This is a genomic window from Mesorhizobium sp. C395A (genome assembly GCF_030323205.1).
GTDB lineage: Bacteria > Pseudomonadota > Alphaproteobacteria > Rhizobiales > Rhizobiaceae > Mesorhizobium.
On the sequence record NZ_CP100473.1, the window covers coordinates 4,753,408 to 4,777,396 of the forward strand.

Below are 23,989 nucleotides of genomic sequence, written 5' to 3' on the forward strand. Positions count from 1 at the left end.
GCGTTTTCCGCCCGGCGCCACACAAGAAAGTTCAATTGCCCGGTGCGGTCCATACGGCGTCGGAGATGCGCACCGCGTTCGGGATCAGCTTGAGCTTGTAGAAGCGATCGGCTGTCGCCTGCTGGCCGGCGATGATCTCGTCGGTGATCGGGAAGATGCCGAATTTGGTGCGGTTGGCCGCGATCGTCTGTGCATCGAGCGGCACGCCGGTCACCTCATGCAGCGCCGCGGCAACCTTGTCGCGGTTCGCGTCCGCCCATTTCGCCGCCACGCCGAGCGCCGCTATCGTCGTGGTGATCGTCTCCGGATGCGCCTTGGCGAAATCCTTGTTGGCGAGGAAATAGGTGTTCACCTTGAGCACCTCGCTGGAGCGCGCCAGCACGCGCGGCTGGTAGCGTGTCTCGGCGATGGCGTAGAACGGATCCCAGACCGCCCAGGCATCGATCTGGTCGCTGGCGAAAGCCGCCGCGGCATCAGCCGGGCTGAGATAGACCGGGGTGATCTGGTCGAAGGGGATGTTTGCTTTTTCGAGTGCCGCGACCAGCAGATTGTGCGCGCTGGTGCCTTTGCCGACGCCGATGCGCTTTCCCTTGAGGTCGGCGAGCGACTGGATCGGCGATGCCGGCTTGACGAAGATCGCTTCGCCGTCGCCATTGGCCGGCAGTGCCGCCGCATAGACGATGTTGGCGCCGGCCGACTGGCCGAAGATTGGCGGTGCGTCGCCGGTCCAGCCGACATCGATGGCGCCGACATTGAGCGCCTCGACCAGCGGCGGGCCGGCGGTGAATTCGACCCATTTCACCGCGACACCCTTGTCGCTCAGCGCCTTCTCGATCACCTGCTGCTGCCGGGCGATGACCGGCAGGCCGGTCTTCTGATAGCCGATGTTGAGCTGCTCCAACTCCTGCGCCGAGGCACTGAGCGAGGCAGCAATGCCCGCCGCCAAAAGGCCAAGGCCGAAAACGCGTCTGGTCAGGCTGAACATGATCCCTCTTCCTTCGCTGCGAACCGGCGCCGGGAAGGGCTCCCTGCCGTGGATGAGAGACAAGGCTAAGTAGGTCTATAAATTTAGTAGAGAAACGATTTTGCGAGTTGGCTGCTTGACGTGGAAATATTTTCTTCAGAACCAGCGCTCGTCATCCTAGGGCGAAGCAAGGAGCGAAGCGACGCGGCGCAGACCCTAGGATCCATGCCGTGGCGTTTGCCGTAGAGTGGAAGGGATCAGAATGTCGCTTGTGAGCGAACCGAGGCTCGATACCCTGAAACCATGACCGGCTACGTCTACATGACTGCAAGCCAAAAACGCGGCACGATCTACATCGGCGTCACCAACGATCTCGCCCGCCGCATGCCTGAACACAAATCCGGCCAGGGCGCAGGCTTCACCAGCCGCTACGGTGTTCAACGGCTGGTCTGGTATGAGGAATTCTTCGACATCACCGATGCCATTCAACGCGAGAAGTCGCTGAAGCGATGGCCGAGACAGTGGAAGATCGAACTGATAGAGAAGGCCAATCCGGAGTGGTTTGAGCTGTTTCGCGGAACCGGGTGGTAGGCGCCCGGTTTGTTGCTCCCCTGGAGCGTAGCATCAGCGTCTCGGCATGGATCCTAGGGTCTGCGCCGCGTCGCTTCGCTCCTTGCTTCGCCCTAGGATGACGAAATCGCGAAGGCTGGCGCTAATCACCATCACCTCACTGCGACCAATACTGCCAGGCCCAGTAAAATCCCTCGTCGCGTGGCGGCAGGCGGTCGCGTTCGGCGTCGAGTTGCACCGGGGCCGGCGATTTCGGCTGCGGCTGCGACGACGAGTTCTCCCGCCAGGCGAGCAGCCAGTTGCCGAGATGGGCGAACAGCACCGCGGTGGACTGGGTCATGACATCACTCCTTCTGTTCCAGGGTCGGCGGTCGCCGTGCTGCGAAGGGAAGCAGCCGGTCAAACCGGCAGAAACTTGTTGTCATTCCTTTCCCGCCCACGGAACCAGCTGACGCTCGATCCGGCGGATGATGAATTCCAGCACGAAGGCTATTGTCGCGATCACCACTATTCCCATCACCACGACATCGGTGACCAGGAACTGGGCGGCCGACTGGATCATGAAGCCGAGGCCGCGCGTTGCCGCCACCAGCTCGGCTGCAACCAGCGTCGACCAGCCGGCGCCGAGCGCGATGCGCAGGCCGGTGAGGATCGACGGCAGCGCGCTGGGCAGGATGACATGGCGCACCACTTGGCGCTGCGTCGCACCAAGCGAACGGGCCGCATCGATGCGCTCCTTTGAGACACCGCGCACGCCCGAGGCCGTCGACAGCGCCACCGGCGCCAGCATGGCAATGGCAATCACCAGGATCTTTGACGGCTCGCCGATGCCGAACCAGATGATGACCAGCGGCAGATAGGCGAGCGGCGGGATGGGCCGCAAAAATTCGAGCAACGGATCGAAGATGCCGCGCCCGACCGTCGAAATGCCGATAGCCAGCCCAACCGGAACGCCGATGACGATGGCCGCGAGCAGCGCCGCGAACACGCGGCCGAGGCTGGCGACGATATGCTGGAGCAAAGTCGCGTCGACGAAGCCGTCCTTGATCACCACGATGAACTTGGTCCACACGGCAGCGGGCGACGGCAGGAACACCGGCGACACCAGTTGCAGGCGCGCAGACAGCGCCCATGCCGCCAGCGCGGCCAGGATGGTGACGGCGCTGATCGCCCGCGAGGAAACCCCGCGCCGCTTCCGCACCGGCCGCGACCACGGCACCGAAATGGCATCGGCCTCGCCGGTCCCGGTGGCCGGCCGCTCGCTGTAGGAGGTGACGCTCATGCCGCCTCTCCTTCGAAGATCGCATCGGTCAGCTCGCCGCGCGCCGCGGCAAAGGCTGGATCGGCCTTGATGGCGCGGATCGGCTCGCCTGCGGCATAGCGCCGGCTGAAACCGGTCTCGAATGTCCGCACCACGCGGCCCGGTCCGGGCGCCAGCACGACGATGCTTGTGGCCAGCACCAGCGCCTCCTCGATGCCGTGCGTGACCATCAGCACGCCAACCCGGCTTGCGGTCCACAGGTCGAGCAGCGTCGTCTGCATGCGCTCGCGCGTCAGCGCATCGAGTGCGCCGAGCGGTTCGTCGAGCAGCAAGAATTCAGGCTCGGCCGCGAGCGCTCGGGCGAGGCCGACGCGCTGGCGCATGCCGCCGGACAATTCCCAGATGCGTTTGTCGCCGACGCCGTCAAGCTTGACCAGCGCCAGCAATTCGTCGGCGCGGCGCGCCCGCTCGGCTTGCGGCACGCCGCGCAGCCTGAGCGCAAAGGCGACGTTTTCACGGGCCGTCAGCCAGGGAAACAGCGCATCGTTCTGGAACACGACCGCCCGGTCGGAGCCTGGGCCGGTGATCGGCCGGCCGCCGATCGTGGCGACCCCGCGCGCAGGCTCGACCAGGCCGGCGGCGACATTGAGCAGCGAGGTCTTGCCGCAGCCGGAGCGGCCGACCAGCACGACGAAATCGCCCTTGGCGACATCGATAGAAACCCGGTCGACCGCCGGCGCTGCCTGGCCGTCATAGTGAACCGAGACCTTGTCGAGTACGAGATGCGGGTCGAGTACGAGATGCGGCATGAAAAGGGGCTCCGGAAGAAAATCAGCCTGCCCCGGCCCTCGTTAAGCGGATCCGGGACAGGCAGCACGCGGCGTCAGGGAAGAAGAAACCGCGCGTGTCACTAAAGCGCCGCGTGCCGCTGGGGCACGCAAGGGACGCTCTAAAACTCAGCTGTCAGTTCGAGGCCAGAGCCTCGGTCACGTATTTCGACGACACGTATTTCGAATAGTCGGGCAGCACGGCGTCGATCTTGCCCTGCTCCTTGAGGAAAGCCGAAGCCGCCTCGATCGCCTTGACCGTGCCGCCGCCGAGGAATTTGCCGGAAGCCTGCTCTTCCAATGTCGGGAAGACGTAACCCTTGAGGAGTTGCGGCACCTCTTCCAGTTTGGCGCCGGTGATCTTGGCGATCTTGGCCGCTTCCGGCGACGAAACCGACCATGCCTCGGGCTTGGCCAGGAACTGGGCATAGGATTCGCCGGTCACCTTGACGAAATCGCGCACGGCGTCCGGGTTCTTTTCGGCGAAGTCGGTGCGCACGATCCAGGCGTCGAAGGTCGGCGCGCCCCAGGCGGCAACCTGCGAGGAATCCAGCACCACCTTGCCTGTCGTCTTGATCTGGCCGAGCGCCGGATCCCATACATAGGCCGCGTCTATGTCGCCGCGGGCGAAGGCGGCGGCTATTTCCGGTGGCCTGAGATTAAGGATTTCGACCGACTTCGGGTCGACGTTTTCGTGCTTCAGCGCGGCAAGCAGGCTGTAATGCGTGGTCGACACGAACGGCACCGCCACCTTCTTGCCGGCGAGGTCGGCGATCTTCTCGATGCCGGATCCGTTGCGGGCGACCAGCGCCTCGGACTGGCCGATCAGGCCGACGACAAAGATGGTCTGGATCGGCAGTTCGCGGCTGGCGGCCGCGGCCAGCGGACTCGAGCCGACATAGCCGATATCGACCGAACCGGATGCGACGGCGGCGATGACATCGGCACCGGAATCGAATTTGCGCCAGTCGATCGTGGCCTTGGTCGCCTTTTCATAGGCGCCGTCGGCTTGCGCTATTTTGGAAGGTTCGACCACCGTTTGGTAGCCGATGGTGATGTTGAGGTCCTGCGCCTGGGCCGGGCCGAGGAAGGCCGCACCCGCCAAAGCTGCCGACGACAGGAGGACAATGCGTCGCGAAATGCTGGACATGAAAGGCTCCATGAAAAATGAGAAAAACCGGATGCCTGTTCATAGTCAGCTAATTCTATCATTCTTGTAGAGTTAAAACGTTCCAAGGAAAAAGCACTTGTTAGAAAAAAACTAACGGCTGATGCGGGCGCGGTGACCGGCCCGTGTCGGACCGTGCACAAACGCAAACGGCGCCCCAAAGGTGCTGAAGAGTTGGTGGTCCTGCCAACCCTCGCTACGGAAGAGGCCTGATTTGGTGCTCGGCGCGCCGCTTGCGGCCTGCCGCAGGATCGATGTCGAGCCGTTGAGCCTCACCGACTTCCGCAGCGACGGCCACCGCTGGATGCTGCGGTCAAGCGGCGTGCCGGTGGCCGCCAAGGCCGCCCGGTCTCAGAGCGGCAAGGCGGCGTCCTGATATCGGGCGCAGGGCGGCGCCCGAGTTGTCGGGAGTCATGTTTCGCCGATCCGCGGGCTGCGACCCAAAATTCCTAGCGAAGCCCCAAATGGCGCAAATCCATGCTGTAAAAGACGGTTGATTTGAAAACACGTTCCGCGTGTTCGAGGGTAAGTATAGTAATCTTATCGACATTGGGAGCAGGAGCCGCCGCTCATCGCCGCAATCTCTCGCGGCTGGCTGTGACCGTAACGGCACAAAGCCTTGCTAAAGTGGCCCCTGCGGCGTGAAAACGAAGCAAAATCAAGGTTTCTCGGCTTGTATATCATGTCAGTAGAATTTATGTGTCGAAGCAGCTTGCACGCGGCGGGAGGCACGTCAGGCGTTTCGCAACCGATGGTTCTGGGCCATCGCCTGACAGAGAAACATTCGGTCTATGCTCACCAAAAAAGGCAAGTACGGCCTCAAGGCGCTGGTCCATCTGGCGCAACTGCCGACGGGACAGCTCGCCTTTGTCGGCGACATCGCCAGCGGCAACAACATTCCGAAGAAATTCCTCGATGCCATTCTGGGCGAATTGCGCAATGCCGGTTTCGTCCAGAGCCGCAAGGGCAAGGATGGCGGCTATCGCTTGGCGCGCCCGGCCGACGAGATCAAGGTCGGCCATGTCGTGCGCGTGCTCGACGGACCGCTGGCGCCCATCCCCTGCGCCAGCCGCACCCAGTATCAGCGCTGTGAAGACTGCAATGAGGCGACATGCCAAGTCCGACATCTGATGCTCGAGGTCCGGCAGGCGATCGCCGAGGTGCTCGACCAGCGCACGCTGGCCGAGATGCGCGACATCGTCCTCGACGACCTTCCGGTCGCAAGGGACGAGCTTGCGCCGGCGCAAAAGGTCCCCGCCTGATCTTGAGCGTGCTCGCATGAGCGTCGCGCGCGCCAATTCGATCATCCCCAGCTCGATCATCATCGTCGGCGGCGGCGCCAGCGGCGTCGTGCTTGCCGCGCATCTGCTGAAGTCGCCCAACCCGGACCTTCGCGTCACGCTGATCGAAAAGCGTCCGCATTTCGGCCAGGGCATCGCCTATTCGACGCTCTTATCGGCGCACGTGCTGAATGTTAGCGCCGCGGGGATGAGCGCCTATGCCGACGATCCCCTGAATTTCTGGCGCTGGTTGCAGGGGCGCGGCCTGATAAGCCAGGAACAGACGCCGCAGACACCCTTCTATGCACCGCGCAGCGTCTATGCCCGCTACCTCAAGGAAGTGCTCGACGAGCTCGAAGCGCGCGAAAAGGAAACCGGCCGTCTCAGGCTGATTCGCGAGGAAAGCCTGTCGATCTCGCCGACATCGTCCGGTGTCGAAGTGGTGCTGGCCAACGGCACCAGCGTCGTCGCGCATCTGGCGGTGCTTGCCACCGGCCATGACGAGCAGCCCGGCGCCGGCCAGGGCCACGCCATCCGTATGGGCACCGAGGCCGACACCGCGCTCGATCCTGAAGCCCGCGTGCTGGTGCTGGGCACCGGGCTCAGTATGGTCGATGCCTTTCTGTCGCTCGAGCAGCGCGGCCATCGCGGCGAGATCGTCGCCGTGTCGCGGCGCGGCCTGCTGCCGTCGCCGCACCGCAAGGGCAACCCGATCAAGCTCGACGTCGCCGACATTCCGCTCGGCACGCAGCTCTCCTATTTCGTCGGCTGGTTCCGCGACCTGATCCGCGAAAACCAGAAGGCCGGCATCGACTGGCGCGACGTCGTCGATGGGCTGCGACCCTTCAATCAGAAGATCTGGCAGAACTGGCCGTCCTCTGCCAAGCGCCGCTTCGTTGAGCACACCAAGGCCTGGTGGGACATCCATCGGCATCGGCTGGCGCCCGAGGTGCATGCCCGCGTCACCGAAGCGGTGCGCACCGGCCGCATCCGCCCGGTCGCCGGCCGTGTCGTCGGCATCGAGGCTGGCGATGGATTCACCGTCGGCATCCAGTCTCGCCACACAAAGGCGCTGGAAACGCTGCAGGTCGCCCGCATCTATGATTGCACCGGCATCGCCCGCGACATCTCGACGACGTCGAACAGCGTCGTGCGTTCGCTGGTCGACCGAGGCCTGGCGCGGCCCGACCCGCTGCGGCTTGGTCTCGATGTCACAGCCAAATGCGAAATCATCGCCGGCGACGGCACCGCATCGGCCAAGATCCTCGCCGTCGGGCCGCTGACCCGCGGCACCTTCTTCGAGATCGACGCCATCCCCGACATCCGCGTGCAATGCGCTAGGCTGAGCAAGCAGCTGCTGGGGTAAAGCTGTTGACGTCGGCGGGATAGCACGCCCTCAGCGGGGGGTGGGAAGGATGGCTACGGAGGGTGTTTGGCTTGAGTCCAAAGCCGGCGTCAAACTGGAATTCCATTCCCCCTCTCGCCGGTTGATTGGCACGATCTACCTTCTTTCCGACTGCAAACGGCCGGAAAAGAAGCTACGCTGCCGCTCTGCCCCCGAGGCGGTCGCTTGTTCAAGGGAGCACATCGACATGAGCGAGCACGGAAAAGCTGCGCCAGGCAGTTCGGACGGCACGTTATCGCGCCTGCGTCCGCCATACGCCTCGGTGCTCGACCTCATCGGCCAGACGCCGGTGGTCGAATTGACCAAATTCGACACCGGCAAGTGCCGGCTGTTCATCAAGCTTGAAAGCCAGAATCCCGGTGGCTCGATCAAGGACCGCATTGCGCTGTCGATGATTGCCGCGGCCGAGAAGGAAGGCAAGCTGAAGCGCGGCGGCACCATCGTCGAGGCGACCGCCGGGAATACCGGTCTCGGCCTCGCCCAGGTCGGCATCCCCAAGGGCTACCGCATCATCCTCGTCGTGCCCGACAAGATGTCGCGGGAAAAGATCCAGCATCTGCGCGCGCTCGGCGCCGAAGTGCGCATGACCCGCTCCGATGTCGGCAAGGGCCATGCCGAATATTACCAGGACATGGCCGAGAAGATCGCATCGGAAACGCCCGGCGCCTTCTACGCCAACCAGTTCGCCAACCCGGCCAACCCCGAGGCGCATGAGACCACCACCGGACCGGAAATCCTTGCCCAGCTCGACGGCGACCTCGACGCCGTGGTCGTCGGCGTCGGCTCCGGCGGCACGCTGACCGGGCTTGGCCGCTACTTCGCCAGAACATCGCCGAAGACCGAGATGGTGCTGGCCGATCCCGTCGGATCGGTGCTGGCGCCGCTGATCAAGACCGGCAAGATGGAAGAGGCCGGCAGCTGGACCGTCGAAGGCATCGGCGAGGATTTTGTGCCGCCCAATGCCGATCTGTCGCTGGTCAGGAAAGCCTATTCCATCCCAGACAAGCAGAGCATGCTGGCCGTGCGGGACCTGCTTTCGAAGGAAGGCATTCTCGCCGGCTCGTCTTCCGGCACGCTGCTGTCGGCCGCGCTTCGCTATTGCCGCGAGCAGACGACAGCAAAACGTGTCGTCACCTTCGTCTGCGACAGCGGCAACAAATATCTGTCCAAGGTGTTCGACGATTTCTGGCTGGCCGAACAGGGGCTGGCCGAACAGGAACAGCATGGCGATCTGCGCGACCTTGTCATGCGCTCGCACCGCACCGGCGACACCGTCTATGTCGGCCCCGACGAAAGCCTGCTCAACGCCTATGGCCGCATGCGCCGCTCCGATGTCTCGCAGCTGCCGGTGCTGGACAATGGCAAGCTGGTCGGCATTATCGATGAGGGCGATATATTGGCCAAGGTCGACGGCCCCTATGACGGCCGCTGGGACCGCTTCAACGCCCCGGTGCGCACCGCCATGACCTCCAATCTGCACACGCTGCAGGCCAGCCAGACGCTGGATGCGCTGCTGCCGGTGTTCGACCGCAACGAGGTCGCCATCATCTTCGATGGCGACGAGTTCGTCGGCCTGATAACCCGTATCGACCTGATCAACCATTTGAGGCGCGCACGATGACTGCTGAAACATCCCCATCGGGCAAGAACCGCCTGGCTTTTTCCACGCGCACCATCCATGGCGGCCAGAGCCATGACCCGCTGACCGGCGCGGTGATGGTGCCGATCTACGCGACTTCGACCTATGGCCAGCAGTCGCCCGGCGTGCACAAGGGGTTTGAGTACGCCCGCAGCCAGAACCCGACCCGCTTCGCCTTCGAGCGCGGGGTGGCCGATCTCGAAAGCGGCTCGGCCGCCTTTGCATTCGCTTCCGGCCTGGCGGCGATCTCGACGGTGCTGGAATTGCTCGACAGCGGCGCGCATATCGTCGCCACCGACGACATCTATGGCGGCTCGTTCCGGCTGATGGAGCGGGTGCGCAAGCGCTCGGCCAATCTGCAGGTGAGTTTTGTGGACTTCACTGATCTGGCGGCGGTGGAAGCAGCGATCCGTCCGGAGACAAAACTGCTCTGGGTTGAAACCCCGACCAATCCGCTGCTGCGTATCGTCGACCTCGAAGGCGTTGCGGCACTCGCCAGGCGCAAGGGCGTATTGACGGTCGCCGACAACACGTTCTGCAGCCCCTACATCCAGCGGCCGCTGGAACTCGGCATCGACATTGTCGTGCACTCGACGACGAAATATCTCAACGGCCATTCCGACATGGTCGGCGGCGTCGCCATCGTCGGCGACAACAAGGATCTCGCCGCCCAGCTGAAATTCCTGCAGAACGCCATCGGAGCCATCTCCGGTCCCTTCGACAGTTTTCTCGCGCTGCGCGGCATCAAGACACTGGCGCTCAGGATGGAGCGGCATTCCACGAACGGCCTGAAGATTGCGCAGTGGCTGGAGGCGCGAAAAGATGTGCGCCGCGTCGTCTATCCCGGCCTGGCCAGCCATCCGCAGCACGCCATCGCCGTCCAGCAGATGCATGCCTTCGGCGGCATGATCTCGGTCGACCTCGACCGCGACCTCGCCGGCACCAAACGCTTCCTGGAACGGACGCAATTGTTCACGCTGGCTGAAAGCCTCGGCGGCGTCGAAAGCCTGATCGAACACCCGGCGCTGATGACGCACGGCTCGATCCCGGCGGAAAAGCGCGCGGAAATCGGCATTTCGGATTCGCTGGTGCGGTTGTCGGCGGGGATCGAGGATGGCGATGATCTGATCGCCGATCTGGACCAGGCGCTGCGGGGGTAGGCGTACCGGATGCGTACCGATGACAATGAGGGGCGGCGCTGACCGTCAAGATTAAATCCCAATCCGCCGCGCGTTAACACATTCAGCAGCCTTTGCTTAACCCTTCGCCGCTATGTCCCGCCTCGGGGAGGCATGGCGAGAGTGAGTGTGATGGACAACAGCCCGGAAAAGCGCAGCGAATGGCGAGCCATCTTTTATGTGCAGGCCCGCGTGGCCATCCTGTTCGTCCCGGTCGTCGCCAGTCTTCTGATCATTGCCGCACTTGCCGGCAACGACCACAGTCCCGACGCCCTCGACCGCACGGTTACTGGCTCGGTGAAATAGCGGCACGGCCGTCGGCTTGCCTGCCCGGGAACGGCCGCCTCAGAAAAACTTCGGGATCGGGCCGTTCTGCGGCGTCACGTCGCCTTCCAGGTCGATGAACGCCTCGTCGACAAAGCACCATGCCCAGCCTTCCGGCGGGTCGTAGCCTTCGATGATCGGGTGCTTTGTGGCGTGGAAATGCTTCGTCGCGTGCCGGTTGGGCGAGTCGTCGCAGCAGCCGACATGGCCGCAAGTGCGGCAGAGCCTGAGATGCACCCACATCGATCCGCTCTTCAGACATTCCTCGCAGCCGAGCGCGCTCGGCGTCACCGTCTTGATGTCGCGCGTGTGTTTGCATTCATCCATTATGCTCTCCTGGCCAGTTCGGGCGCTGCTACGTTGGGTCGCGCGAGATAGGCGTGCAAGGCAGCCACCACCTGGGCGCCTTCGCCGACGGCGGCGGCGACCCGCTTGACCGAGCCTGCGCGCACGTCGCCGATGGCGAACACGCCGCTGCGGCTGGTCTCCATCTGGCCCGCCCCTATGTCGGCGCCGGTGCGCACGAAACCCCTGGCGTCGAGCGCGATATCGCACCCAGCCAGCCAATCGGTGTTGGGGTCGGCGCCGATGAACAGGAAGAGATGCTGGATCGGCCGCATCTCGACGCCGCCGGGGTTGCGCCAACGCAACTGGGTGAGATTGCCGCCTTCGCCTTCCAGCGCCTCGATCTCGGTCTCGCCAAGCACCTCGATGTTGGGTTGCGCCTCGATACGCTCGACCAGATAGCGCGACATGGTTTCCCTGAGGCCGCCGCGGCGCGCCAGCATCGTCACCTTGCGGACCTGGCTGGCGAGATAGACGGCCGCCTGCCCCGCCGAATTGCCGGCGCCGACCAGCGCCACTTCTTGCCCTGTGCATAGCCGCGCTTCGATCGGCGAGGCCCAGTAATGCACCGACGTGCCCTCGAACTCGGCCAGCTTGGCGATGTTGAGGCGGCGGTAGCGGGCGCCGCTGGCGATCACCACCGTGCGTGCGCGCAGGCTTTCACCGTCGCCGACGGTAAGCGTGTAGCCCTCGCCTGCTGCACCGAGCAGCTTGGCCTCGTCGGGGATGACTATTTCGACGCCGAATTTCTGCGCCTGGTTGTAGGCGCGCGCCATCAGCGCCATGCCGGAAATGCCGGTGGGGAAACCCAGATAGTTCTCGATGCGCGCGGAGGCGCCGGCCTGGCCGCCGAAGGCGCGGCAATCGAGCACGATGGTCGACAGCCCTTCGGATGCCGCATAGACCGCGGCCGCCAGCCCCGCCGGCCCGGCGCCGACAATGGCGACGTCATAGACCATGTCGGGATCGATCGGCCGCAGCAGGCCGATGCAGCGGGCAAGTTCGGTTTCGCCGGGATTGTGCATCAGCTTGCCGTTGGGGCAGAGCACGATCGGCAGATGGTGCGGGTCGACATGAAAATGCTCAATCAACGTCTTGGCGCACGGGTCGCTGTCGGAATCGAGCGCGCGGTGCGGCTGGCCGCTGCGGCGCAGAAATCCCTGCAGCCGCAGCGTGTCGCCATTGCCGGCCGGGCCGATGACGACCGGCCCGCTCGAGCCGCTTTCCAGAAGCCCGACGCGGCGCAGGATCAGCGCCCGCATGATCCGCTCGCCAAGGCTTGCCTCCTGCACCATCAGGTCGCGCAGCCGCTGCGAGGGGATGACGAAGGCCTCGACCGGCTCGGCCGCCTCCGCATTGACCAGCGACGGCCGGCTGGAAAGCTGCGCCAGCTCGCCGATGAAATTGCCGGGACCATGAGTGACGATGGTCTCGCGCCGGCCGGGCCTGACATCCTGGGTGATATCGACCGTGCCCGACAGGATGACGATCAGCCCCGGCGCCACGGTGCCGGCGGTGACGATATGCTCGCCGGCGGCATAGGAACTCGCCTCGCCGAACCGGCGCATGCGCTCGATATCGGCGTCGCCCAGGGTGGGAAACATCTGGTCGCGGCGGGTGACGGTGATCGGCTGGGTGGGTGGGGCCATAGGTGCGAGCGTAGCGCCGAGACGGCCGGGTTTGAAGTGGTTTGTTAAGCGCCTGGCCGGGAGGGCAGGTTGGTTCCCGCACCAACTCGTGCGGATGCCTCACATGGCGCCGCGCTGCAAGGCAAACAGTGCGCCGACAAGTGCGACCTTTATAAGGGCGAGCCCGAGCAGTACCGCCAGCAGTCCTCACTCACCAGTATGCTGCAAGAGCAGCGCGCCGACGGTCGGCGCCGGGCTATCGCGTTACGCCAAGCGCCTGAGGTGCGGTGGTATCCTTGGGCTCCCCGAAGGCAGATCCTGGCGAAATCCCATTCGTCACATCTTTGTAGAGCGCTATCGGATGCGGGCGCCCCACCAGATATCCTTGGATTTCGGGACATCCTTCCCTCATCAGGAAGGCACGCTCGTCCTCTGTTTCGACACCCTCCGCGATGACAGGCAAGGCCAGCGCATTCCCCAGGCTGAGTATCGTGCGCACGATGGCGGCCGATTGGACATTCGAACCGACACCCGAAACAAAACTGCGATCGATCTTGATCTTGTCGAATGGAAACGCCTGCAGCGAGGACAGCGAGGCATACCCGGTGCCAAAATCATCCATCGAGACCCTGACGCCCAACGCCTTCAACCTCCGCAAAACCGACAAGGCAGTTGCCCGGTCGCGGATGAGAACCCCTTCCGTGATTTCCAGTTCCAGCCGCCCCGGAGCAAGGCCGGTCTCGTAGAGGATAGAATGAACGAGGCCTACCAGGTCCCCGAAACGGAATTGCACGGGAGAGAGGTTGACGGCGATCTGCAGCGGTGAGGGCCAGGAGGCCGCGTCTCTGCACGCCTGCCTGAGCGTCCATTCACCTATCTCAACGATCGTGCCATCCTGTTCGGCAAGCGAGACAAACGCGTTTGGGGAGATGAGCCCATGCTTTGGATGGTGCCATCGGGCGAGTGCCTCGAAGCCGAAGATTTCGCCGTCCATCCTGGCTTGCGGCTGATAATGAAGCACAAGTTCGCCATGGGCGACCGCAGAGCGCAAATCTCGCTGCAAGGCGTAGCGCTCTCTTAGCCGCTTATCCATCTCAGGATCGAAGAATTGCACCATTCGACGGCCGTCCGCCTTGGCCCGGTAGAGCGCTGCGTCGGCATTTGCCATCAGCGCCGCTGCATTCTCTCCGTCTTTCGGATAGATCGCCGCCCCGATGCTCACCCCGATCGAAATGTGCTGGCCCCGGATTTCGAATTTGCCTGCCGCCGATTCGAACAGACGGTCCGCAACGTCCTTGGCACTCGCGGACCGGTCATCCATGGCCAGGACAACCGTGAATTCGTCGCCGCCCATGCGCGCGATAAAGGCCTCAGGCGCCGCGGTTTGGAGACGCCGGGAAATGGTGCAAAGCAGATCGTCGCCGGCGGCGTGCCCGAAAACGTCGTTCGCCTCTTTAAAATGGTCAAGGTCGATGCTGAAGACGGCAAAGCTGGCGTGCGTTGCTTTTGCGCGCTCGAGCGTCGTGGCCAGGTGTGCTGCAAGCGCGGCTCGGTTCGCCAGGCCGGTAAGCGGATCGTGGTGCGCGAGATGCGCGATTTCCTCGTGCCGTGCCATCAGTTCGGTGCGCGCTACGTTCATGTTCTCGCGCGCGTCGTCCAGGCCGTGGGCGGCTTCCCTCACCTTGTCCTGGAGCAGATTGAAGCTTTCGGCCATCTCTCCAAGTTCGTCACGAGAGTTTACGGTAACCGGCATGATGTTCACGGAGGCGTGCGCCGCCGCGAGGTCTCCCCGCCCCAAGGCGACCATGGCGAGAGAGAAGTCCTTCAGCGTTCCGGATGTCAGACGCTTTGCCGCGTTGCTCACCTCGGTTGCCGAGTGGGTGATCATTCCCGGCAAAATCAGGCCAACGCTGATGGTCAGCAGCGCGACAACGACAAAAATGTCCTCCAGCGCGGCGACCAATGAAGTGTCGCCTTGGGGAACGCTGCCGATCGCCAGGAAATAGCCGGCACCGTCAAGCACGAGCACAAAAAGCATGGCTCCGGTAAGCTTCAGGTGAAGCGTATGTGGCAGCAAGGGTAGACCGAGTGCGTATCGATCCTCCATCGTGCGCCAGGCGTAGAGCGCAGCACCCGAATATGCCAAAGCCAGACCGAACAGGACGGTAGGAAGGCCAAATTGCTGAAATCCCAGTATGGCGGTCAACAGCCATATTGCAGCCGCGCCTACGCCAAGGATGATCGTTCCCCTGGGAGCCCGGAAGGGTCGCTCGGCTTCGGGACTATCACGGCGCAAGAGCCAGACTGCGATGTTTGGCATGCAGATGCTGATCAGGTACGTAAAATTGGCCGCGGCGATCATCCAGAGCGGATACCCGCACAGCATGAAGCCGATAGCCGCGGCAGCTGTGAGCAGCGTTGCCGCCCAGGGACAATCTGTTAAGGTGCGCCTGGCCAGGAAGCTCGGCAGCAGGCCGTCTTCGCTCAGCTGCGCAAGGGTCCGCGCGGCGCCTGCCAATGGCTGCAACGTTCCATGGAACATGTTCAGCATGATGAGCCAGATGGCGGCCGCCTTGCCGAAACTCCCCAACAAGGGCGCAAAGGTAGGCCCGAGAGCTATGGCGAGGTCGGTGCCGAGCGGCTCCGGCCCGAGCACACCCAGCCAGACAACCGGCAGGACCAGGAAATAGACGCCGGCCATTGCCGCGCTGGCCCACATCGCCAGAGGAATGTTGCGGTTGGGATCGATGGTTTCGCCAACATGGCAGGCTGCAGCCTCAAATGCCGGTGCGGCAAACCCGATCAGGTACAGTCCCGCCATCACCGACGTGATGTCGCCGAACAGGCCGGTAAACGGGCTGGTCAGGGCAAAATCCGTCGCCTGCCGCCAGTCGACCGAGCCACTGATGACCGGTACGAGGGATGAGAGAAACGCAAGCGTCGCGGAGGCCGTGGCGATCGGGATCGCCAGTTGGACCACCCACTTGATTCCACACAGGTTCACCGTCGTAAAGAATGCGATAAGCCCGCAGGCGACCGCCTCCACGGGGAGGCCCGGCAGGTACCATTGCTGGATTGCAGACGCTGAAAGAACCGCTGTCAGTCCGCAGGTCGGCACCCAACCCCACCAATAGCAGGTGCCCGTCAGAGCCGAGAGAACGGGACTGTAAGGTCGGAAGGCTTCGGCGCACGCTGCAGAGATACCGCCGACGCGGTTTGGCCACATGAGAACCAATTCGGTCCACGCAGGCGCGGCGGCCCAGCTTAGAAGCAGACCAACAACGAGCAAAGGAACCGCAGCGCTTCCTTGACCGGGAATATTCCCCTGGCCGACAAAAAGGGCGGCAATCAGAAACAGGCTTTGATTGCTGCCACCCATGGCGAGCGCTGTCGTGCCCATCCATCCCAAGGTTCTCGGGTGCGGTCGTGAAGGCGTGAGGCCCGGCATTCAGAGACATCCATTCGAGTGCGGAGCGCTGTCTGACTGGCGAATGTAACCTGCGGAGATATGTCTGTCGAACGTCGCGCTCCCGAAGTCAAAGTTGGACCTTAGGTGAGACGTATTAAGACTTCGTACCAAATCCGATCCCGCTGATGATCACTGTCAACTTCCGGTGGCTGCGGTTCAATCATGCTGATGCCGGTCCGAATGGCTCGATCTCCTCCGATCCGGGATATCATTTCCAATTTTATCTAATCGCCCACTATGGAAGAGCGATCGAATAGTCGCGAATACAGCCTAATATCGCTTATTATCGACAAATCTCGTGATTGCGGAGCGTGACCGCCTTTGACTTCGTACCTCGCCATCGTGGGGGCAAGCACCGAGACTTCACGCCGTGCCTCAAGTTGGAGCTAACTTGTGCGAGCACGCCGCATAGCCGCGCGTTGCAGGGTAAACAGCGCGCCGACCACGCTGGGCGCGGCGGTCGGCCTCGGCGCGCTGGTGGGTCCTTCCCAGGCCGGCGCCCGTACGGTCGAGATGGCGATCGCCCGCTACCATCATCCGATCTGGACCAAACTGGCCTCGGTGACATTTGTGACCATAGGCGTGGCGACGCTCTGGACCGGCTTGCCTGTTCTGCCGGCCGCGCTGATACGGCGCCGGCATCGGCTCGCATGGCCGGGTATCTTCACATGCAGCGACATGGTGTTCTGGACGATGCTTGAGCGCGACGCGACCTCGCCAGCGGGCACGCCTTCGACGCCGGCCCGCAGCAGGAATGTGTTCAGCACCAGAACACTTGGGATCAGCGTTGCGGGAGCCTGCACACGTGAGTACTCCGCCTCACAAGCCTTCCGGCTGGTCCTCGAGGACGAACGACGCTGCAATCAGGTCATCGCCGCTGATGCGGCCACTGCCGCCAACCATGATGGATGCGACTTTCTGAAAGGTCTTCATGTCGGCCTCTGTTATGCGCGCATCGCGCATTCTCGCCCTGAGAGAACCCAGGCGGGTATCGAGGGCTGGCGATGTCTCGACGTCATCGATCATCTTCGATCATCCTGGAGCGCAACGTGAAATCCGCTGCCCGCCGCCATGGCCGGCGGCGGGCGGCAGCTATTCGATCAGTCGTAGACCTTCACAATTTTCCGGGTGCCGGGGTCGACCAGGACGGTGCGGTTGTCGACCACGACGTAGCGGTATTTGACGTTGGGAACTTCGTGCAGCTCGACCGTATCAGGCAAGGCACTGCCGACGTTCAGCTCCACGCCCGGGATCTTCACCGAAGCCAGCGGCTGCTTTTTTACGTATTCGCGGACGACCGTATCCTGCTCCGGTGTGATGACGACATCCTGAGCTGCGGCGGCGCCGACCCCAGCCAAAAGCAACAAGCCTGCAGCGGCACTTGCAAAGTGGATTTTCATGGTTTTCTCCTCGCGTAATCCGGCGACGGCACCACGCCTGTTCGCCGAGGGACCGAACTTGAGATCAGCCAGATTGTTCCTGTGACTTCAGTCCGCGGCGAACCAGACCAAAGTCGGATATCAGCTAAGACCCAAGTCCCGAGGCGGAACGTTCAAGCGGGGCAGGCGTTTCCCAAATGCAACTAAATAAAACAGGAGAGGAACACATGGCCGACGGCCCAACTGTTGTTAATTCTGGTGGTGGCGGCGGCACTGCAATTGCTGTTGTTCTTGCACTTATTGCAGTCGTAGTATTGCTTATTTTTACCGGCGTCATCAATATCCGCGGCGACGGCGGCAAGGATATCGACGTCAAGGTTGAAGCGCCAAAGGTGGAAGCTCCGGCTGCACCTGCAAAGCCTGCGGCACCTGCCCCAGCCCCTGCGAGTGGCGGCTGATCTGCTCGTATCCACGCTTCCGAACTGACCTATGAAAAGGAAATTCCCATGACCAGATATTTCGTCAGCGCCGCCGGCGCCCTCGTCCTTATGGCGGGCATCGGCACCTCGTTTGCCGAGGATGTTATTGTTCTCAAGCCCGAACAACAGACGGTCGTTCGCGAATATATCCATAAGCAGAAGCTGGCCTCAGTCAGTTTGCTCGGCGTCGAACTCAACGTCGGCACGGCACTTCCCGACACTGTCGAGCTCCACGCAATCGACGTTCCGGATGTCCGCTACAAGTATACGGTTGTCGGAGATCATGCGGTTCTCGTCGATCCCGACACGCGCAAGGTCGTGCAGATCATCGAGTAACGCGCGAGCCCGCCGCTCCGATCAGGAGCGGCGGGCTGTGGCTGCGCTGTGAAGGCTCTACGGGCAGCCGTTTTCTGAACGGGAGGATGTCTGATGTTTAGCGACAAGGAAACTTGGGTCCTGGAAGCTGCCTTACTCGCGGCAATTCCAATTTGCGTAGCCGTCACCGCACTCGTGGCATTTTTGACCGCGGCCTGGATATGAATCGCTTCCTGTTTGTGATGGGCGACTTTCTATCCCGGCCACCGGGCTTCTACGTCCTTCTTGTAGCCATGCTGCTCTGTACTGCATTGGTGCCATTCGGCCTGACGAATGTGGTCACCTACGCATTGTCGGTAGCGGCCATCGTGATCACCGGCGTTGTGCTGATCCAGGGTTACCGCGACACGGCCGCCATTCACGCCAAGCTTGATGAGATTATCGTTTCGCTGAATGAGACCAGAAACGATGTCGTCGGCTTGGAGCATGCCGAGCCGGAGGAGATTCGGGAGAAGCTCCAGACACTCGAAGAAGAAGCAATGAAAGCGGTTCGCCCGCCGCATTGACCTCCGCTGGACTATCTGTCATCCATCAGCAAAAAAGCCCGGGAACCGGGCTTTTTTGCTTCGCGTCTAAATCATTTCGGACTTATCCGAAACGGGAATTTGGTGCCCAGAAGAGGACTCGAACCTCCACTCCTTGCGGAACACGGACCTGAACCGTGCGCGTCTACCAATTCCGCCATCTGGGCTGGTGCGGGCTCATGTAAGCGGGCAAACGATATGTGTCAACGCGCTTTTTCGAGGGCCGCTGCCTGCCGGCTTAGTTTCCCGGGGGTCAGCGCCGCCCCTCACCTGCCTGCCGGCATCCTCTCCCCGTACAGTGACGGGGAGGGGGGCGCTCTCATCGATGATTTTCGCCGGTCACCTGCGTCACAAGAAGAGCGCCGAGGCTGCGGCCAGCCCTTTCTCCCCGTCACTATACGGGGAGAAATGCCCGGCAGGGCAATGAGGGGCAGCGCCGACTTGGCGAATGCGTTGGCCGAAAACCTCACCCCTCCAGCACGTCCTTCGACGCCACGGTGGAATCGGCGTTGAGCTTGTAGATCACCGGCACGCCGGTGCCGAGCTCGAGCTTGACGATCTCCTCGCCGCTCTTGCCGTCCAGCGCCATGATCAGTGCGCGCAGCGAATTGCCATGCGCGGCGACCAGCACGGTGCCGCCTTTCAGAACATGCGACTGCATGTCGTGCAGGTAATAGGGCCAGACGCGGGCGCCGGTGTCCTTCAGGCTTTCGCCGCCGGGCGGCGGCACGTCGTAGGAGCGGCGCCAGATGTGCACCTGCTCCTCGCCCCACTTCTGGCGCGCGTCGTCCTTGTTGAGGCCGGAGAGATCGCCATAGTCGCGCTCGTTCAGCGCCTGGTCGCGGATCGTCTTCAAATCGCTCTGGCCGACCGCGTCGAGAATGTGCTGGCAGGTCTTCTGCGCCCGGATCAGCGCCGAGGTGAAGGCAATGTCGAATTTCAAGCCGCGTGCCTTGAGCTTCTGGCCGGCTTCCTTGGCCTCCTTGTGGCCCTGCTCGGTAAGGTCGACATCGCGCCAGCCGGTGAACAGGTTCTTCAGGTTCCATTCGCTCTGGCCGTGGCGCACGAGCACGAGAGTTCCCGACATGTTTGCTCCTTCAAAATTATGGATAGTTTAGCTCAAGCCGAGCACGTCCCGCATGGAATAAAGTCCGGGCTTTTTACCGCGCGCCCAGAGCGCGGCCTTGACCGCGCCGCGGGCAAAGATGGCGCGGTCCTCGGCATGGTGCGACAGCGTGATGCGCTCGCCGGTCCCGGCCAGGATGACGCTGTGGTCGCCGACCACCGAGCCACCGCGCAAGCTGGCAAAGCCGATCGTTCCTGGCTTGCGCACGCCGGTATGGCCGTCGCGTGACCGCACATCGTTGCCGGCAAGGGAAATGCCGCGTCCCGCCGCCGCCGCTTCGCCGAGCAGCAAGGCGGTGCCCGAGGGCGCGTCGACCTTGTGCTTGTGATGCATTTCGAGGATCTCGATGTCGAAATCCTCTGGACCGAGCGCGCGCGCGGCCTGCTCGACCAGCACCGCCAGAAGATTGACGCCGAGGCTCATATTGCCGGATTTGACGATCGTCGCGTGGCGCGCCGCGGCCTCGATCCTGGTGTCGTCTTCCGCCGAGCAGCCGGTGGTGCCGATGACATGGGCAATGCGTGCCTGCGCGGCATAGCCTGCGAATTCGACGGTGGCTGCCGGCATGGTGAAATCGAGCACGCCGTCGGCCTTGGCGAACACCGGCAGCGGATCGTCGCCGATCGTCACATTGAGGATGCCGATGCCGGCAAGCTCGCCCGCATCCCTGCCGAGATAGGGCGATCCGGTTCGTTCGACCGCGCCGACGACGCGGACGCCGGGGATCGAATGGATGGCGCGGATCAGCGTCTGGCCCATGCGGCCGGCCGCCCCCACCACCACCAGGCCCATTTCGCCGGATTCGCTCATGCTGTTCTCCCCACCGCCTTCTTGGCGCGGCTGCGCAGGACCGGAGTTTGGACGGGCTTCGAGTCGTCGACAAGCCCCAGTCCGTTCTTGCCTTGAATGCGGTGGAAGCGGGCGTAGACACTGTTTGGATCGGCCATCAGTGCGGCATGGGTGCCTTCCTCGACCAGGCGCCCCTCTTCAAGCACGATAATGTGGTCGGCGTTGACGACCGTCGACAGGCGATGCGCTATCACGATGGTGGTGCGCCCTTCCATCACATGGGTCAGCGCCTCCTGGACGCGCGCCTCGGCCTCGTTGTCCAGCGCCGAGGTCGCTTCGTCGAGCAAAAGGATCGGCGCGTTGCGCACGATCGCCCGCGCAATCGAGACGCGCTGGCGCTGGCCGCCGGAAAGTGTCGAGCCGCCCTCGCCGACGGGCGTGTCGTAGCCCTGCGGCTGCTGACGGATGAACTCGTCGGCCGCCGCCAGCACCGCCGCCCGCTCGATCTCGGCGTCGGTCGCCGAAAGTCGGCCAAAACGGATGTTGTCGCGTATGCTGCCTTCGAACAGATAGGGCGCCTGCGAGACATAGGCGATCGAGCCGCGCAGCGAGTGCTTGGTGACTTTGGAAATGTCCTGGCCATCGATCTCGATCGAACCCTTGTCGACATCGTAGAAGCGCTGCAGCAGCGCCACGAGCGTCGTCTTGCCGGCACCCGAGGCCCCGACCACCGCCGTAACCTTGCCGGCCGCGGCGGTGAAACTCAGGTTCCTGATCACCGGCATGTCGGCGCTGTAGCCGAACGTCACATTGTCGAAGCGAACCTCGCCGGTGGTGATCCTGGCTTCGACCGCGTCGGGCGCATCGCCCTGTTTAGGCTCCAGGTCGAGCAGCTCGTAAATCATCCGGGCGTTGACCAGGGCACGTTCCATACCGACCTGCGTACGAGCCAGGCGCCGTGCCGGATCGTAGGCCATGATCAGCGCGGTGATGAAGGAAAACACAGCGCCTGGTGGTTGTCCGAGCACCAGCGCCCGGTAGCCGGAATAGGCAAGGACGGAGGTAATGGCGAGACCGCCCAAAATCTCGGAAATCGGCGACAGCCGCTCCGCGACCCGGGCGATCTTGTTGTTACGCTGCTCGGCCGTATCGGCCATGATGCCGATCCGGCGCGCCAGCTCGGCTTCCAGGGTGAAGGCCTTGACGATGGCGATGCCTTGCGTGGCCTCCTGTACGGACCCGTTCAGCCGCGAGTTGATCAGCACCGATTCCCGGTTGATGCGCCGCAATCGGCGGGTGATGTAGACGACGGCCCAGATCAGCGGCGGCCCGATCAGCAGCGAGCTGAGCGACAACACCGGATCCTGGTAGATCATGACGCCAACGAGGGCGATCAGCGAGACCGCGTCGCGGCTGATGGAGGTCAGCGTCAGCGACAGCAGATCGCGAACGCCGCCGACATTCTCGTTGACCTGTGCCGCCAGCCGACCGGAACGCGTATCGTTGAAGAAGTCGACGCCGAGCTTCATCAGATGGTCGAAGCTGCGCTTCTGGTAGCGGGCGACCAGATTGTTGCCGATCTTGGCCAACGCGACCGCCTGGCCGTAACCGGCGAAGCCGCGCAGCACGGAGGCGGCCATGAACCCGGCGCAGATCCAGACGATCATGTCGCCGCGTCGTTCGTAGAAGATCTCGTTGATCATCGGGGCCATGATCCACGCCGTGAAGGCGGTGGTGGCGGAAACAATCAGCAGGCAGCCGACGGCAACGACATAGGTCCAGCGATATTCACTACCGTTTTCGGCCAGGATGCGGCGCAGCACCGCAGTGACCTCAGCTGGCTGGACTTTCAGTTTGAGTGGACTTTGAGCGGTCAAATCGCGGGCGCTTCGTGGTTTGCTAGAGCATGATGCCGAGAAGTGTGAAGCGGTTTTCGGACGACATCATGCTCTATCTCTTTGATTTAGAGCCGGATGATTTCAGGTCGATTCGATCTGAAATCAACCGGCATCTAGGGATGCCAGGCTGGAATTCGGCCCCCTCTTAGCGCCCCGGCTACGGCTTGCCTATGGCGAAACTTCGTCGCGGCTCGAGGTCAGGGTCACGAAAGCGGCAGCCATTTCCAGGAACAGACCCATGTTCGGGACGAAATGGATTACGTGCGCCAGCGCCGCCCCGCGGTCTGGACGCCGAACAGCGACGGGTTGCGGGCATAGGCGGCAAGGCCCAGAAGCGCTGCCAGCGGGTGGGTGATGACATAGACCGGCATCGAGGCCATCAGCGCGCTGTGCGGCGCTTTGTCCTCGAAGGCGGCACGGAAACTGCCTTCCTTCAGTGCCGGAACGATCTTTTGCGCGATGCCGCCGGTCAAAAACACGCCGCCGCGGCTCATGAACACCAGCGCGAGGTCGCCGGCGGTGCGGCCGAGGCAGGTGACGAACAGCGCCAGCGCTTCCTCGGCAACCGGGTCGGTCTTGGCCAGCGCCGCCCCGGTGATTTCGGCCGGCGTGGTGAACGGCGCCGGCTTGCCGTCGGCCTTGGCGACCGCCCGGTAGACATTGACCAGACCGCGCCCGCACAGGATCTGCTCGCCCGAAATGCGGCCGTCCAGCTTTTCGATATGCGGGAACACCTCGAAATCGCGCGGCGTCCGCGGACCGATATCCATATGGCCGCCTTCGCCAGGCACCGGGATCCAGTGGTGGAGGGCATGAACCAACCCGGCGACGCCGAGGCCGGTGCCGGGGCCGAGCACGACGCGTCCGGCATTCTCCTCCGGCGTGCCGCCGCCGATCTTTTCCATATGCTCTTCGCCGAGCGCCACGACGGCCAGCGCCTGCGCCTCGAAATCGTTGAGCACGACGATGTCGCCCAGGCCCAGATTGGCAAACATCTGCTTCGGCTTCACCACCCAGGGACAGTTGGTAAGCGGGATCTCGTCGCCATCGACTGGTCCGGCGATCGCCAGCACTGCCGAATTCGGCCGGATGGACGATCGGTCGAGCACCGCCGCCTGGATCGCCTCGTCTATGGTGGCGAAATCGGCGGTTTGCACGATATGCGGCTCACCGGCTTCCGAATTTGCGTCGAGCACGATCGAAAAGCGCGCATTGGTGCCGCCGATGTCGCCGATCAGCACTGGAAACCGCAACGCGGTGTCGTCGTCGCCTGACATGCTCTTGCTCGTCCCCTTTGCGGCGCCGTTGCGACCGTTTCAATCGCCCGGTTTTTCAATCGCCCGGTTTTTCAATCGCTCGGT

General features: G+C 63.2%; 24 protein-coding genes and 1 tRNA gene. 11 read left to right on the forward strand and 14 right to left on the reverse strand.

What is annotated here, in order from left to right; translation table 11 throughout:
* Positions 1 to 31: 31 nt before the first annotated feature.
* Entirely contained in the window at positions 32 to 985 is a 954-nt protein-coding gene (locus NLY37_RS23115) for a sulfonate ABC transporter substrate-binding protein (RefSeq protein WP_023742005.1), read from the reverse strand.
* Positions 986 to 1,267: 282 nt separating this feature from the next.
* Here NLY37_RS23115 and NLY37_RS23120 point away from each other — a divergent pair, with 282 nt between their 5' ends.
* Positions 1,268 to 1,555, forward strand: coding sequence for a GIY-YIG nuclease family protein (locus tag NLY37_RS23120; RefSeq protein WP_023710330.1), 288 nt, complete (start codon positions 1,268 to 1,270; stop codon positions 1,553 to 1,555).
* 136 nt (positions 1,556 to 1,691) lie between these two features.
* Here the strand turns inward: NLY37_RS23120 and NLY37_RS23125 are convergent, their stop codons facing one another.
* The 4 genes from NLY37_RS23125 to tauA form a co-directional block, all read right to left on the reverse strand.
* A complete protein-coding gene (locus tag NLY37_RS23125) occupies positions 1,692 to 1,874 on the reverse strand; it encodes a hypothetical protein (RefSeq protein WP_023672089.1) in 183 nt (60 codons plus the stop codon).
* Positions 1,875 to 1,955: 81 nt separating this feature from the next.
* On the reverse strand, positions 1,956 to 2,816 hold the full coding sequence (locus NLY37_RS23130; RefSeq protein WP_023742004.1) for an ABC transporter permease subunit: 861 nt from the start codon (positions 2,814 to 2,816) through the stop codon (positions 1,956 to 1,958).
* A complete protein-coding gene (locus NLY37_RS23135) occupies positions 2,813 to 3,604 on the reverse strand; it encodes a taurine ABC transporter ATP-binding protein (protein WP_023742003.1) in 792 nt (263 codons plus the stop codon). The genes NLY37_RS23130 and NLY37_RS23135 overlap by 4 nt, the downstream gene beginning before the upstream one ends.
* 154 nt (positions 3,605 to 3,758) lie before the next feature.
* The gene (tauA, locus tag NLY37_RS23140) at positions 3,759 to 4,772 is read right to left on the reverse strand and encodes a taurine ABC transporter substrate-binding protein (protein ID WP_023742002.1); all 1,014 of its coding nucleotides are present in this window, start codon (positions 4,770 to 4,772) and stop codon (positions 3,759 to 3,761) included.
* Positions 4,773 to 5,004: 232 nt separating this feature from the next.
* On the opposite strand from tauA, the gene NLY37_RS23145 reads away from it, so the two are divergent.
* From NLY37_RS23145 to NLY37_RS23170, 6 genes are all read left to right on the forward strand, one after another.
* Positions 5,005 to 5,166 (forward strand): hypothetical protein, encoded by a 162-nt coding sequence (locus NLY37_RS23145; RefSeq protein WP_023706948.1) that lies wholly within the window; start codon positions 5,005 to 5,007, stop codon positions 5,164 to 5,166.
* Between the two features lie 415 nt (positions 5,167 to 5,581).
* Positions 5,582 to 6,052: an RrF2 family transcriptional regulator gene (locus tag NLY37_RS23150; protein ID WP_023742001.1), complete on the forward strand. Its 471-nt coding sequence runs from the start codon at positions 5,582 to 5,584 to the stop codon at positions 6,050 to 6,052.
* A gap of 16 nt (positions 6,053 to 6,068) precedes the next feature.
* The gene (locus NLY37_RS23155) at positions 6,069 to 7,436 is read left to right on the forward strand and encodes an FAD/NAD(P)-binding protein (RefSeq protein ID WP_023692935.1); all 1,368 of its coding nucleotides are present in this window, start codon (positions 6,069 to 6,071) and stop codon (positions 7,434 to 7,436) included.
* 226 nt (positions 7,437 to 7,662) lie between these two features.
* Positions 7,663 to 9,096: a pyridoxal-phosphate dependent enzyme gene (locus tag NLY37_RS23160; protein WP_023687574.1), complete on the forward strand. Its 1,434-nt coding sequence runs from the start codon at positions 7,663 to 7,665 to the stop codon at positions 9,094 to 9,096.
* On the forward strand, positions 9,093 to 10,274 hold the full coding sequence (locus NLY37_RS23165; protein ID WP_023681210.1) for a trans-sulfuration enzyme family protein: 1,182 nt from the start codon (positions 9,093 to 9,095) through the stop codon (positions 10,272 to 10,274). Before NLY37_RS23160 ends, NLY37_RS23165 begins: the two co-directional genes overlap by 4 nt.
* A gap of 132 nt (positions 10,275 to 10,406) precedes the next feature.
* Positions 10,407 to 10,598 (forward strand): hypothetical protein, encoded by a 192-nt coding sequence (locus tag NLY37_RS23170; RefSeq protein ID WP_196813750.1) that lies wholly within the window; start codon positions 10,407 to 10,409, stop codon positions 10,596 to 10,598.
* Positions 10,599 to 10,637: 39 nt separating this feature from the next.
* On the opposite strand, the gene NLY37_RS23175 is transcribed toward NLY37_RS23170, so the two are convergent.
* From NLY37_RS23175 to NLY37_RS23185, 3 genes are all read right to left on the reverse strand, one after another.
* Complete coding sequence (locus NLY37_RS23175) at positions 10,638 to 10,943, reverse strand: UBP-type zinc finger domain-containing protein (RefSeq protein ID WP_023672079.1); 306 nt, start codon at positions 10,941 to 10,943, stop codon at positions 10,638 to 10,640.
* Complete coding sequence (locus NLY37_RS23180) at positions 10,943 to 12,610, reverse strand: FAD-dependent oxidoreductase (protein WP_023741999.1); 1,668 nt, start codon at positions 12,608 to 12,610, stop codon at positions 10,943 to 10,945. Before NLY37_RS23180 ends, NLY37_RS23175 begins: the two co-directional genes overlap by 1 nt.
* 235 nt (positions 12,611 to 12,845) lie before the next feature.
* Positions 12,846 to 16,037 carry an amino acid permease gene (locus NLY37_RS23185; protein ID WP_084558972.1) on the reverse strand — a complete coding sequence of 1,064 codons (3,192 nt, stop codon included), beginning with the start codon at positions 16,035 to 16,037 and terminating at the stop codon, positions 12,846 to 12,848.
* 414 nt (positions 16,038 to 16,451) lie between these two features.
* Between NLY37_RS23185 and NLY37_RS30815 the strand changes: the two genes are divergently transcribed.
* On the forward strand, positions 16,452 to 17,111 hold the full coding sequence (locus tag NLY37_RS30815; RefSeq protein ID WP_348626557.1) for a hypothetical protein: 660 nt from the start codon (positions 16,452 to 16,454) through the stop codon (positions 17,109 to 17,111).
* A gap of 47 nt (positions 17,112 to 17,158) precedes the next feature.
* Here the strand turns inward: NLY37_RS30815 and NLY37_RS23200 are convergent, their stop codons facing one another.
* On the reverse strand, positions 17,159 to 17,458 hold the full coding sequence (locus NLY37_RS23200) for a DUF1236 domain-containing protein (RefSeq protein WP_023672073.1): 300 nt from the start codon (positions 17,456 to 17,458) through the stop codon (positions 17,159 to 17,161).
* A gap of 206 nt (positions 17,459 to 17,664) precedes the next feature.
* Between NLY37_RS23200 and NLY37_RS23205 the strand changes: the two genes are divergently transcribed.
* The 3 genes from NLY37_RS23205 (at position 17,665) to NLY37_RS23215 (ending at position 18,797) form a co-directional block, all read left to right on the forward strand.
* On the forward strand, positions 17,665 to 17,895 hold the full coding sequence (locus NLY37_RS23205) for a hypothetical protein (RefSeq protein ID WP_081731077.1): 231 nt from the start codon (positions 17,665 to 17,667) through the stop codon (positions 17,893 to 17,895).
* 48 nt (positions 17,896 to 17,943) lie between these two features.
* Positions 17,944 to 18,252, forward strand: coding sequence for a DUF1236 domain-containing protein (locus NLY37_RS23210; RefSeq protein WP_023672071.1), 309 nt, complete (start codon positions 17,944 to 17,946; stop codon positions 18,250 to 18,252).
* Between the two features lie 200 nt (positions 18,253 to 18,452).
* The gene (locus NLY37_RS23215) at positions 18,453 to 18,797 is read left to right on the forward strand and encodes a low affinity iron permease family protein (protein WP_023672069.1); all 345 of its coding nucleotides are present in this window, start codon (positions 18,453 to 18,455) and stop codon (positions 18,795 to 18,797) included.
* 100 nt (positions 18,798 to 18,897) lie between these two features.
* On the opposite strand, the gene NLY37_RS23220 is transcribed toward NLY37_RS23215, so the two are convergent.
* From NLY37_RS23220 to NLY37_RS23240, 5 genes are all read right to left on the reverse strand, one after another.
* Positions 18,898 to 18,982, reverse strand: a tRNA-Leu gene (locus tag NLY37_RS23220).
* A gap of 299 nt (positions 18,983 to 19,281) precedes the next feature.
* Entirely contained in the window at positions 19,282 to 19,902 is a 621-nt protein-coding gene (locus NLY37_RS23225) for a 2,3-bisphosphoglycerate-dependent phosphoglycerate mutase (RefSeq protein WP_023672068.1), read from the reverse strand.
* Between the two features lie 27 nt (positions 19,903 to 19,929).
* Positions 19,930 to 20,751 (reverse strand): 4-hydroxy-tetrahydrodipicolinate reductase, encoded by an 822-nt coding sequence (dapB, locus tag NLY37_RS23230; protein ID WP_023741996.1) that lies wholly within the window; start codon positions 20,749 to 20,751, stop codon positions 19,930 to 19,932.
* On the reverse strand, positions 20,748 to 22,607 hold the full coding sequence (locus tag NLY37_RS23235; protein WP_023741995.1) for an ABC transporter ATP-binding protein: 1,860 nt from the start codon (positions 22,605 to 22,607) through the stop codon (positions 20,748 to 20,750). The genes dapB and NLY37_RS23235 overlap by 4 nt, the downstream gene beginning before the upstream one ends.
* 278 nt (positions 22,608 to 22,885) lie before the next feature.
* On the reverse strand, positions 22,886 to 23,905 hold the full coding sequence (locus tag NLY37_RS23240; RefSeq protein WP_023741994.1) for a glucokinase: 1,020 nt from the start codon (positions 23,903 to 23,905) through the stop codon (positions 22,886 to 22,888).
* Between the last annotated feature and the right edge of the window lie 84 nt (positions 23,906 to 23,989).